Origin of the sequence: Photobacterium pectinilyticum (assembly GCF_024357955.1) — a bacterium.
Lineage (GTDB): Bacteria > Pseudomonadota > Gammaproteobacteria > Enterobacterales > Vibrionaceae > Photobacterium > Photobacterium pectinilyticum.
Genome location: NZ_JANEYT010000009.1, coordinates 79,715 through 91,715, shown reverse-complemented (window position 1 = coordinate 91,715; position 12,001 = coordinate 79,715). Strand labels below are relative to the sequence as shown.

The 12,001-nt window shown below is 47.9% G+C and carries 12 protein-coding genes; 7 read left to right on the top strand and 5 right to left on the bottom strand.

Features of this window, described 5'->3' with window-relative positions:
• Nucleotides 1–282: 282 nt before the first annotated feature.
• A complete protein-coding gene (gene cspE / locus NHN17_RS06200; RefSeq protein WP_107349178.1) occupies nt 283–492 on the bottom strand; it encodes a transcription antiterminator/RNA stability regulator CspE in 210 nt (69 codons plus the stop codon).
• A 535-nt stretch (nt 493–1,027) separates the two neighbouring features.
• On the opposite strand from cspE, the gene NHN17_RS06195 reads away from it, so the two are divergent.
• Both NHN17_RS06195 and NHN17_RS06190 read left to right on the top strand, forming a co-directional pair.
• Nucleotides 1,028–1,348, top strand: a complete 321-nt coding sequence (locus NHN17_RS06195; RefSeq protein ID WP_255041266.1) for a hypothetical protein — start codon at nt 1,028–1,030, stop codon at nt 1,346–1,348.
• Between the two features lie 693 nt (nt 1,349–2,041).
• On the top strand, nt 2,042–2,746 hold the full coding sequence (locus NHN17_RS06190) for a cupin domain-containing protein (RefSeq protein WP_373689544.1): 705 nt from the start codon (nt 2,042–2,044) through the stop codon (nt 2,744–2,746).
• Nucleotides 2,747–2,783: 37 nt separating this feature from the next.
• Here NHN17_RS06190 and NHN17_RS06185 read toward each other — a convergent pair whose 3' ends face one another.
• The gene (locus NHN17_RS06185) at nt 2,784–3,962 is read right to left on the bottom strand and encodes an MBL fold metallo-hydrolase (RefSeq protein WP_255041263.1); all 1,179 of its coding nucleotides are present in this window, start codon (nt 3,960–3,962) and stop codon (nt 2,784–2,786) included.
• 120 nt (nt 3,963–4,082) lie between these two features.
• Here NHN17_RS06185 and NHN17_RS06180 point away from each other — a divergent pair, with 120 nt between their 5' ends.
• Both NHN17_RS06180 and NHN17_RS06175 read left to right on the top strand, forming a co-directional pair.
• Nucleotides 4,083–4,697, top strand: a complete 615-nt coding sequence (locus NHN17_RS06180) for a TetR/AcrR family transcriptional regulator (RefSeq protein WP_255041262.1) — start codon at nt 4,083–4,085, stop codon at nt 4,695–4,697.
• A gap of 85 nt (nt 4,698–4,782) precedes the next feature.
• The gene (locus NHN17_RS06175; protein ID WP_255041261.1) at nt 4,783–5,031 is read left to right on the top strand and encodes a CG2 omega domain protein; all 249 of its coding nucleotides are present in this window, start codon (nt 4,783–4,785) and stop codon (nt 5,029–5,031) included.
• Nucleotides 5,032–5,116: 85 nt separating this feature from the next.
• Here the strand turns inward: NHN17_RS06175 and NHN17_RS06170 are convergent, their stop codons facing one another.
• Nucleotides 5,117–6,499: a DUF4397 domain-containing protein gene (locus NHN17_RS06170; protein ID WP_255041259.1), complete on the bottom strand. Its 1,383-nt coding sequence runs from the start codon at nt 6,497–6,499 to the stop codon at nt 5,117–5,119.
• Between the two features lie 163 nt (nt 6,500–6,662).
• Here NHN17_RS06170 and NHN17_RS06165 point away from each other — a divergent pair, with 163 nt between their 5' ends.
• Genes NHN17_RS06165 through NHN17_RS06155 form a run of 3 tightly spaced genes read left to right on the top strand, consistent with a single transcriptional unit; the run spans nt 6,663 to nt 8,630 of the window.
• On the top strand, nt 6,663–7,298 hold the full coding sequence (locus NHN17_RS06165; protein ID WP_255041258.1) for a hypothetical protein: 636 nt from the start codon (nt 6,663–6,665) through the stop codon (nt 7,296–7,298).
• Nucleotides 7,299–7,342: 44 nt separating this feature from the next.
• Entirely contained in the window at nt 7,343–7,960 is a 618-nt protein-coding gene (locus NHN17_RS06160; protein ID WP_255041256.1) for a sigma-70 family RNA polymerase sigma factor, read from the top strand.
• Nucleotides 7,953–8,630 (top strand): ChrR family anti-sigma-E factor, encoded by a 678-nt coding sequence (locus NHN17_RS06155; protein ID WP_255041255.1) that lies wholly within the window; start codon nt 7,953–7,955, stop codon nt 8,628–8,630. The genes NHN17_RS06160 and NHN17_RS06155 overlap by 8 nt, the downstream gene beginning before the upstream one ends.
• A 77-nt stretch (nt 8,631–8,707) precedes the next feature.
• Here NHN17_RS06155 and NHN17_RS06150 read toward each other — a convergent pair whose 3' ends face one another.
• A complete protein-coding gene (locus tag NHN17_RS06150) occupies nt 8,708–11,767 on the bottom strand; it encodes an efflux RND transporter permease subunit (protein ID WP_255041254.1) in 3,060 nt (1,019 codons plus the stop codon).
• Nucleotides 11,764–12,000, bottom strand: a complete 237-nt coding sequence (locus tag NHN17_RS06145) for a hypothetical protein (protein ID WP_255041253.1) — start codon at nt 11,998–12,000, stop codon at nt 11,764–11,766. The genes NHN17_RS06150 and NHN17_RS06145 overlap by 4 nt, the downstream gene beginning before the upstream one ends.
• Between the last annotated feature and the right edge of the window lies 1 nt (nt 12,001).

Genomic DNA, 12,001 nt, shown 5'->3' with positions numbered 1-12,001 from the left:
ATCAATCACTGGAAAAGCATTGAACTGCAGGGGAAACAACCAGAATGCTCACCCTTTCCCCTACCCCAGTCATTTCACATAAAAGTAGACCGAGTATCGAGATGTGGTGATTTAAATTGGGTTTGATTACAGAAACAGAGAAGTATTACCGAAAAAGAGTTGGTTGCATATTTACGCAACAAGGGGACATAACAGCAGGTATTGGAGGAAAAATGCAACAGATATGACAGACATAAAAAATGCCGGCCTAAGCCAGCATTTTATCACAAAGTAAGTTTCGGCTTACAGAGCTACAACGTTTGCAGCTTGTGGGCCTTTTTGACCTTGTTCTACGTCAAAAGAAACTTTTTGACCTTCAGCAAGAGTCTTGAAACCTTCAGAAGCGATAGCGCGGAAGTGTACGAATACATCAGCACCGCCGTTTTCTTGAGTGATGAAACCGAAACCTTTCTCTTCGTTGAACCACTTAACGATACCAGTTGACTTAGACATAGACTGCCCCTTATAAATTCATTAATAAACTAATCGCAGTATGCGATATGATTGGTTACTGAATTATTTAATGTTACGTTCAATCTAAGGGAAACAGTGAGATACAGTACGATAACGTAAAAGTAGCTAAAGGTTTAACTTGTACTTGATGTTGCATTGAATAACTCTTTGTTCTAAGAACGAGAGGGATATTAACAGCTGGGCGCTTTATGTACAGCATTATTTTTAAAAAAATGCATTTTTTTTCCTCAGCCAAGATCCATGACGTATAAATAGCGTTAGCTACATTGACTGCCAACCTTCACAGCACCGTATATCCCGCAGTCATCACCCAGCTTAGCGGGTAACACAAGCGTGTTGCACTTACCTCCGAAGACATACTTTGGCAAAACGGTTGGCAAATCTTCAAAAATACGACCCACCCCTGCCCGACTCAAAACACATTTAGATACATTTCCCCAAGTCATTTTTCAGTGCCTATTCAAGCAACGAAGCTATGATGGTCACGAATTATCCCCCAAGAAAAAGTAATGCTATGAGTGTGTTCGATCTAATCGCTGAAAACCAAATTCAAGACTACAACCGCCGCAAAGCCAATGGCGAAGTAAATGAATCGCAAACTATTAAGCCGGAGGAAAAAACCAGCTTTGAATCTCACTTATTTAAATCCATTGTTGGTTGCTACGAAAAAGCCGCGGAGAAACCTGTGGGTGAACGTCAATCGTTAGAAGAGCGCGCTGAGAATCTGCGAATGCAATTACTGATCGGTCTAGAACAAAAAGGTATGCGTATTACTGCCCAGTCAATGTCAAAAGAGCTGATGGCCAAACGCCAAGCGATATTGGGTTGCGAATAACTAAACCCAAATACCAATGCGTAATTGTACACAGGGATCGTGTCATTTTACTTTGCTATTCCCACCCACCGGGAAATCTATTCACTCCCGTCTAAATGTGTCAACTTGTAACCTCACACTACATTACATTAACACCAATCAGGACATTGGTCTCACTTATTAAAAACTTCATTACATAGCCATAAACTCAACTAAGAAACAAGATGCACATCAAGTTTTTTAACGTCCTTTTCTGATTAATTGACAACCAAGCAGAGCGGTCAGAAGGACGATGTTATGAGAGTACCCATTCGATGCCCAGAATGTTATTGCACCTCTGGTTTAAACCGAGTTAGGCGTAAATGGCATGAAAAGCCACTCACCACAACCGGACAAGAAAAACTTCAATGCCCAGCTTGTCTCTCTTTTTTCATGCGTGGAATAGGAGAGCAAACATTACTGTATATTGGCACTCATGATGCAGTGAAGAAAAAACAGCCAGAATTTGAGCTTTAACCTTTCCATACACATTTAGTAAGCTCAGCCACCATAAAAGCGCCGAACAAGTTTGGCGCTTTTTAATATCAGCTACTGCGCCCCCCAAGCCAACCTCGATGCCCCCCACAAAGTCTTCATTGACCATTCAGTGGCCGATAATGATACTTATATGGCGATCGAAAACAGTAGTGGCCACCGAAGCTAGCCCGACCCACAATGAAAATAGCGACGAACTTAATACACTCAGCATCGGGGGCACGCATGCACAATATGGATTTTCAGCAACGCTTGGTGATAGACACCAAGAAGATGGAGTGGCTGCCCAGTCCCGCTAACGGAGTATGGCGCAAGCCGCTTGAACGACAAGCCAAAGAAACGGGCCATACCACTAGCATCGTGCGCTACGCAGCAGGCTCGTCATTTGCCCCCCACTCTCACCCTATGGGTGAGGAAATCTTTGTCCTTGAGGGTGTATTCTCGGATGAGACCGGTGATTTCGGGCCCGGAACCTATATCCGTAATCCGCCGGGGAGCCAACACGCGCCGTTCAGCAAGCAAGGCTGTACTATCTTCGTCAAACTCAATCAGTTTTTGGCGCAAGACAGCCAACAGATCAGCATCGATACTAACAAGGCACCTTGGCTAGCAGGGATCGGTGGTTTGCAAGTCATGCCGCTGCACGAGTTCGGCCACCAGCACACCGCCTTGGTGAAATGGCCAGCCGGTGAGCGGTTCCAGCCCCACCACCACTGGGGAGGGGAAGAAATACTGGTGCTCTCTGGTCAGTTTCAGGATGAATTTGGCCAATACCCAACAGGTACTTGGCTGCGCAGCCCCCATCTCAGTGAGCACTTCCCCTTTGTCGAGCAAGAAACGGTTATCTGGGTGAAAACAGGGCATTTACCGCAACAAGGCGATTAAGTGTATGAGATGTGAACCTATTATAAATAACCACGCATTATTCAGCCCTGAAAGCCAGCTGGCTCACATCCGGCTCAACCTGCCACTGTTCACTCTCCTGCCACCAAAACGTCGTCTGGAATGGCTGTGACATATCCAAGCTCTGGCCTACCAGCGGCGTCACCAGTTCCACCCCGTGAGTTTGCGCCTCGGCAATCAAATCATTGACCGGTTCATCCCATTTGTGTAGGAACAATTCGAACGTTGACCAATGAACGGGAAACAGTTTGTCACCGCCGACATCCAAGTGCGCCTGCATGGTATGGGCAGCCTGCATATGGCCCCACCCCTCTACCGGGTAGCCTTTACCGTCTTTGACATTGGCCGCAACTTCGATAAAGGTCATATCAAACGGACCTAACCGCTCACCAATTTGCTTGAAATGATCGCCATAGGCCGAATCACCACTGAAAAACACACTGCCAGCCTCCGCTTGAATCGCCCAGGATGACCAAAGAGTGCGATTACTATCGAATAGGCCGCGGCCTGAATTATGATTAGCAGGCGCCGAGGTAATGCGAACCGTACCGACGGCAATACTCTCCCACCAGTCAAACTCTTCAATATTGCCCGGCTTCACCCCCCACTTTTCAAGATGACGTCCAACACCTAATGGAACGAAGAACCTTACATTTTTATCAGCATAAAAACGGGCGGTTTTCTCCTCCAAATGATCGTAGTGGTCATGGGAGATTAAAATCACATCCGGCTGGGGCAAACTTTCACGGCTGACCGGTGCATCAACATTACGCGAGAACATTCTGGAAAATGCTAACGGTGATGCGTAATCAAATACCGGGTCAATCAACATGCGCACACCATCGGCTTCCAAAAACAGTGACGAATGCCCCAGCCAAGTGACTCGCAATGCGCTGCTCGGGCTCTCCAACAATGGGGTATCTACCGCCTGGAATTGCAGACGTTGCTGGGGCTTATATTGATCGCGCTGCATGAAGAATTTCCACATGACCGACAGCATACCCTCTTCACTTTTTACACTGGGCATATGACTAATGGCTTTGCCATCTTTAAATTGAGGCGAGCTGGCAATGCGCGCTTCCCGGATCTCATGGCTACGCACATAACTGCCGTCTGTATTTGCACTTCCACTGCTGTATGCCACTAAGCCAAGGGCCCCCATTACGGCAACCAAAGATGCTTTCAGTGTAGTTTTCATTTGTTGCTAGCCTCAAAAGTAAACGATGGTGTATACTTTTCATCATAGCCACTAAAATTAGAAAGTAAACACCACCGTTTACCTTTTAATTCGACATCATTACGTACATGGGTAATTTTTATGGGTAAAGTCGCTGAAATAAAAAAGGAAAATATCGTCTGTGCCGCGCTGGAAATTTTTTCAGAAAAAGGGTTAGAACAGGCGAGTATGGAAGCGATCTCGAAAAAAGCCGAAGTCTCCAAGCGAACGCTTTACAAGTATTACCCAACCAAAGAAAGCTTGTTCGAAGTCATTGTTGAGCGGCTTGTGTCAAACGTTAAGGTGATCAGCTCTATTTCGTTCAACCCAGAACAGAGTATCGAAGACCAGCTAACGCATATTGCAAACAAAGAGGTAGCCTTGCTCTGCAGCCCTTGCTTCATGGCAGTTGCACGCGTGGTGATGAGTGAGTGTATCCGCTCCAAAGATCTCGCAGCTTTAATGGTTAATAAATTTCAGCCTCTCGACGACTGCCATGGTCTTAGCCAGTGGATCCGCGACGGCATTGCTGCAGGCAAACTTGATGTCGCCCACCCAGACGTTGCCTCAGAGCAATTCATTGCCAGCCTAAAAGCCACTGTTTTCTGGCCCCAGATCATGGCCCATATGCCAGCACCGGACGCCAACGTACAGCAGGCCACCATTGAATCGGCGGTCAAAACATTTGTTGCGGCATATGAAGTTCAGACGGGCTAAGCCTATTCTATTCGCCTAAAAGTTCGCAGTTAAAGCTCTAACGGGCTTCTACACTTGATGTGATACCCACAACAAGGAGTGTGCCATGTCCCGAGTTTTTGCTTGCCTATTTGCCCTACTACTTATCGGGGAAGTCAATGCTGATGTAAAGATTTCTGGCGACGGATTCGAAATCAGTAAAGACTGCCTAAAGCTCGAATCTGACAATGTCAAAATAACCTCGGAAGAGTGCGAGAAATGGAAAAAGAACCAAGAAAACCGCAGTGTTCACGGTGATAACAATCCGGGCAAAGGCAATAAAAAAGACAAGAAACCCAAAAAAGAAACCTACTAAATCCAACGTTCATAATATTTGCTCATTGAAGCGATCAAAAAAGCCATCCGCTGGATGGCTTTTATCTATTTAGTGCCGCGATTAATTATTCGGTTTCAGGTTCTGCATCCGCAGAATTATCGACATTCAGTACCAATCCGCCAGCAAAATCACCCGTTGCAACAACGGAATACACACCGCCATCTTCAACCATGGCTGTCGCTGCCACGGCTGGGGTGAAAGTATCATCACCTTGTAATATCACTGCCAACATATAAGTACCAGCGGGCACGTTAAGTACTGCACTTTCGGTAAAATCGACACCTTCAAGGACAACCGTTGATTCACTAAACACACCGTCAGCAGACGCATGAATATCAACGAGCCCCAAACCGCCTGCGGTTGGGCTGGCATGGACAACACGTACCTTGGCATAGGTCGCAACCGAACGAAGATCTTCTTCAATAACCACAGGCTCAATGGTTTCATCAGTCACGCTGCTTAGTTTACCCATGGCGTAAATGCTAGTTGCACTGCCTGCAGTGAATTCCAATCCCGGAGCGTCGATAACAATCAGAGTATTATCAGATGAGGCAGCGACACCAAGATCATAACTTCCTGCATCGACATCCAAACTGCGGAACTCTTTGAATTCGATGTTAGTTAAACCATCAACCGGTGCACCTGAGGCCAATACGTCGACAGCTGGTGCATCATCAACAGCATGTACCACTCTCACTGTGGCTTTTTCTCCGGTGTTACGCAATACAGCAACGCCTTCACCATCAGCGACCAGTAGATTTACCGGTGATACCGCACCACCACCTACATTCGGGACCGCGGAGATCATCAAATCACTACCACCAGCTAAATCCAGTTCACCACTATCAAAAGCAACGTCTTTAGAGCCTTCTACAGTGACACGAATTCGATACGTACCAGACGGAATCGTCACAGGCAATATGTCACTGTCGATGGCGAAGCCCAATCCGGGCACAGCCGGGTCTGCATCGGTGATCGCCTCGTCGGTGGTAAGGTAGATATCAACGGGGGGCACATCAGGATGGGCATGCAGTACATCTAAACGGACCTCGTCACCTGTAGGGGCAATATCTTCTCGACTAAGAACGACTGGCACGATTTCTGCTGTCTGACCTACAGCAAACACGTCGTATTGCATGTCCGGTGCGAAATCGAGATTCTCATTGATCACTTCCAGGGTGTCTTCGCCAGTGAGCAAGGCTTCAACAGCAACCTCGTAAGTACCGCTGTCTATAGACAATAACCCGCTGGCGACTTGATAGTCGACCATCTCCAAGCCTTCAACCGTTTTTCCATTAAGGTTGATGGCAACCAGTGGTGCATCGCTACTGGCATGTGTGACACGTAACTTGGATGTTGCTGTTGTTGTGTCGTCATCATCATTGTCTAAACAGCCAACGAGTGCAAATGCAGAAATTACAGCGAGTGTTAGTGGCTTGGCATTCATCAGATCGTTCCTCAACGTTTGTCTGTGCCATTTGATACGCATGCCTTGCTTTTAACCGATCAAAAAATAAATCTCACTTTTGAGACTTTCTCGCTGCCGTCGAAAAACCGTAGTCATCCAAACGCAATTTCACCGCGTAAGTATAAAAAAAGGAGATTGCATAGTGTCGCTAACCCGTAATGAAAATAAACGTTTACCCTTTCTAAAGTGCACAGAACACTTTATGCCAATGGGTAACGGTAATATCTGTGGTACCGGATACACCTTCACCCACACGGTATCTGACGGCCTGCGAGCAGGTGGATTATGGTTAGTGATGCAGGATGATTCAGGGCAAGCTGCCACCAACGACGGCGACATTATCATGTTCGCTGCAATTGAAGATGTTGATTGGCTCAGCGAGAGTCAAATTAAACTGAAGCTGACCATCGAGCACTGGGGCAGGGTCACATCCCCAGAAACTAAGCACCAAAAATTAGAAGGGCAGCTTTACCCACTATGGCAAAACAGCTATCTCCCCATGGATGACATTCTGGTGGTTCGCCTGATTGAGTGCACCCACCAATTTCATCCAGCTGAACGTCATTATCCGAATAGGCTTGCACATGAACCTGCATTTTCAGTCGCACACGTTGCGGGCTCCGACCATCAACTCAACACTAATTGGGTGTGCTGGCGTTGGTTGGAAATACTCCCTATCACTTTAGACAAAAAACAGCGGCTGCTTAAATCCCCAGATGCTCGACTGTGTATCAGGTATCTGAAAAGAATCATTCGACAAAGTGATCGCTTCAATTAGTTTTGGCGTTTATTGCAAACAGACATATGCTTGCAGATAAGGTTATGATGAGAACACATGCAGTAATGCAGTCCGGGATCAGCAAGGAATCTATGATCAACGATGAAGCGCCTGCCATTGATGTGGCACAGCTACTGAACAATATTGCCGATACCCGCTGTCGTCGCAGCTACGAGCAGCTGTTTACCTCTGTCGCCCCGAAATTGCTTAACTTCTCCCGCAAGCAATTACGTGATGAGTCGATGGCGATGGAAATTGTTCAGGAAACCATGCTCAAGATCTGGCTTAAAGCTCACCTCTATGACGGATCTAAAGGAGCGGCCCTGACTTGGATTTACTCTGTTGCAAGGAATGTTAAATTCGATTTACTCCGAAAATCAAAGCATCAGCAAGACTGGGTACAAGGTGACGATCTCTGGCCAATCCTCCATGAGGAGTTGGATGATGACAAGCTTCCTAATGAATTTCATGCCATTGTCAGTCACGAGCTTGAGAATGCTATTGCTGCTTTACCTCCAGCCCAAGCCGAGGTTGTAAGAATGGTCTGTATGCAAGGCGCATCACACCAAGATGTGGCCGATGCCCTTGATGTGCCGCTCGGCACAGTAAAAAGCCGATTACGTCTTGCCCTGCAAAAAATGAAGGAGGCCCTAGATGGCTAACATTCGATTCCATCCCAACCATGACCTCCTCAGTCACTACGCCTGTGGTGAATTAGAATCGGCATCAAGCATCATGATCAGCGCTCACCTGGATCTTTGCCCGCATTGCCGTCAGAAACTGGCGTCCATCGAAGCCGAACAAGCCAGTGAGCTAGAGAAAAGCGAGCCCGCAGCGTTATCCCCGTCACTGAATGCGATGATGATGGAAATCATGGCCCAAGATTGTGTTGATATACCGGTACTCGATGAGGCTCCAGCCAGCCAATTGGCACTCGAAGATAAAGCATACCCGCTTCCATCTATCTTACAGCGACATAATGACAAGATAGGTCCTTGGTCTCGCCTACCGGGCAATATCAAACGGGCTCAAGTGGACGTCAGCGGTGACAGTCAAATGAATTTCATCTACATGGATTCTGACAGTGCATTGCCAGAGCACACCCATCAGGGCCAAGAGATCACCCTGGTCCTTGCTGGTGAGTTCTACGATGAAAATGGTACCTATCAACCAGGTGATTTCATTGTACAAACTGAAAAGCACAAACATTTACCACGTACCCGAGATGGACAGGATTGTTTGTGCCTGACCTTATTAAATGCACCACTGCATTTCACTTCAGGTCTAGCAACTCTGCTCAACCCATTCAGCCAGCTGTTCTTCCGTCGTTAAACCCAATAACAGCAGAATTAAAAAACCCCGTTGTGCACAACACACAACGGGGTTTTTTCTTTACTCTAACTATGACGTTAAGCGTTTACAGGTTGTTTAACGTTATAGAACAAGGCAAACAATACCGGTACCACAATCAGGGTCAGGATAGTAGCAAAGCCAAGGCCTGCCATAATAGTAATCGCCAACGAGTTAAAGAAGGCATCAAATACCAACGGGATCATACCCAGAATTGTCGTCAATGCCGCCATGCTCACCGGACGTACACGGCTGATGGCACTATCAACAATCGCATCATATGGCACCTTGCCCGACTCCAGTTCGATATTGATTTGATCCAGCAATACGATACCGTTTTTCAATATCATGCCACTCAAACTCAATAAACCAAGCAACGCTGTAAAGCTAAACGGAATATTGGTCGCCAACAAGCCAAAAGCCACACCAATAATCGACAGCGGAACCGTCGCCCAGATCACCAGTGGTTTCTTCACCGAGTTGAACAGGAAGATAGTGATAACGAACATGAACAGGTAGCCCATCGGCATCGAGCCCATCATGGCTTCCTGCGCATCTTTAGACGATTCATACTCACCACCCCATTCGATGTTATAACCAACAGGTAGCGGCAGCGCTTCCACCTGTGGACGAATACGGTTAAACAAGGTTACCGCCGTCTCGTCTCCCAGCACATCGTGGTCTGCCAGCACCGTCAGGGTACGCTTACGATCACGGCGCTGAATAAGCGGCTCAGACCAGCCGAGATCAACACCATCAATCACCTGCTCAATCGGCACGTAGGCCTGCTGAACCGGGCTCCAAAGCTGGAGGTTCTGCAGGGTGTTGTAATCAACACGTTCTGACTCCGGCAGGCGGGTGATGATCGGCAGCATATGGGTACCATCGCGCAGTAGGCCAATGGTGTTACCGCCGTAGGCCATCTGCAGGGTATTGGACAGATCTTCTTTCGATATCCCCAAACGTCGCGCCTTGGTCTCATTGAACTGCGGCACTAGCTCCTTGGTACGCTCACGCCAGTCATGGCGAACGTTTCGAGCGCCTGAATCTTGCAACAAAACATCTTCGACCTGCAGCGCAATATCACGCAGGGTTTGCGGATCTGGACCGATGATCCGCGCTTCGATTTTCGATGCTGGCGATGGTCCAAATTCCATTAGCTTGAATTGGAATGTCGGTTGGTCAAACTCGGTTGGCAAACCAGCATCAAGCTTGTGCAGCAAATCAAACATATTGTCGCGGCTGGTGGTACGGACCTGTAGCTGGGCGTAAGACTCGTAGCTTTTCTCCGGCTGGTAAGTCAGCATGAATCGCTGCATACCCTGACCGACAGATGTCGTCACGAACGCCACCCCCTCTTGGCCTCGGATATACTCCTCAACCTTTTCGGTCTGCGCCATGGTCTCGCGTATATCGGTCCCTTCCGGCATCCACATATCGACATAGAACATCGGTGTGTTCGACGGCGGAAAGAATGACTGCTTCACCTGGCCGAACGCGATCACAGCGGTTACCAGCAGCGCAACCATGCTGGCCATGGTCAACCAACGGAATCGCAAAGCGAATCTCAGCAAAGCACCAAAGACAGTAAACAGCACGCCTTTGTAGGGGTCTTCATCATCTTGCTGGTTTTTATCTTCCTCTTTGAGCAGTAGATCTGCCAAGAATGGTGTCAGTGTCAGTGCGGTGATCCAGCTTAGGAATAGCGAGTAACACAGCACCCAGAACAACGACCCCATGAATTCACCGGTGGCATCCGACGACAAACCGATCGGCGCAAACGCCGTGATGGCAATTACCGTTGCGCCGAGTAGCGGCCATTGGGTCTGCTTGGCAATATCTGCCGCTGCCTGCACCTTGGTACGGCCTTTCTTCAAACCCACCAAAATCCCTTCAACTACCACGATGGCATTATCCACCAGCATACCCAGGGCAATGATCAGGGCACCGAGCGAGATACGGTGCAGCTCAACATCATTGAGCTTCATCATGATAAAGGTGCCGAATACCGTCAGTAGCAGTACCAAGCCGATGATCACACCACTGCGCAGCCCCATGGCAAACAGCAGTACCACAATAACAATCGCGACTGCCTGACCTAGGCTCACCACAAAGTCTTGCACCGACTTGTCCACTTCCTGTGCTTGGTTATAGAAGTAGTTCAACTCGACACCGGCTGGCTTGATGTTTTCCAGCTCTGCCAAACGGGCATCAAGGTGTTTACCTACTTCTACCACGTTGACACCAGACGCAAAAGAAAGACCCAGGTTTATCGCAGGCTGGCCATTATAGGTCACAATATTGCCCGGTTTTTCCTGCTCGCCACGAGAAACGGTGGCAACATCTTTCAAGCGGATCAGATTGCCAGTATCACGGCCGTGTATAACTAGGTTTTCCAGCGACTCAACACTGTTCATTTCACCGTTAGGACGGATGATCAGGTTCTGGCCATTAATCATTATCTCACCAGACGCCGTCACACTGTTCTGTTGATTCAACAAGCCAACCACAGTATTCATGTCCAGGTTCAATGCCGCCATACGCTCGACTGAAATCTCAACAAAAATCTGCTCTTGCTGATCACCGGCCAGACTGACTTTGCCAACACCGTCGACCAATTCCAATTCACGGGTCAGGTAATCGGCATATTGCTTCAGTTCAACATAGGAATAGCCGTCACCGGTCAACATGATCATCACACCATACACGTCACCGAAGTCATCGATGATCTGCAATGAGCTAATACCCGATGGTAAGGTCGGGCGCAAATCATTGACCTTACGACGCATCTCATCCCAGATTTGTGGCAATTCATCCGGGCCGTAAGTCATCTCCATACTCACCATTATCTGGGTCATCCCAGCCGACGAGGTCGAAGTGACTTTATCGATATACGGCAACTGACGCACCGCTTTCTCCAGCGGGTAGGTGAGCTCTTCTTCAACCTCAGTCGTGGTGGCACCCGGATAGGTGGCAACAATCATGGCATCCTTGATGGTGAACGCCGGATCTTCCAGCCTCCCCAAGTCCAAAAATGAGGTAACGCCTCCCACGGCTAGAATAATAATGAACAGCCAGCTAATGACTTTATTTTTTATTGAATACTCAGCAATATTCACTGTATTGCTCCCATAGTGGCTAGTGCCATAGTCAATCCCCAATCTTGTGCACCAAGCTCGACAGATGTCATTGCAACGGGCTTGGCCTGAATTGATAATTCTAAATACTGCATGCCTTCTTCAATCAGCTTCCCTGCCATCAACTGACCCAGCTCAGTAAAAAAAGCAAGACCGGCCAATGTGATCACAAGCCAAACGATCCAGCGAATGAGGGGTTGGCGAACAATAGGCATG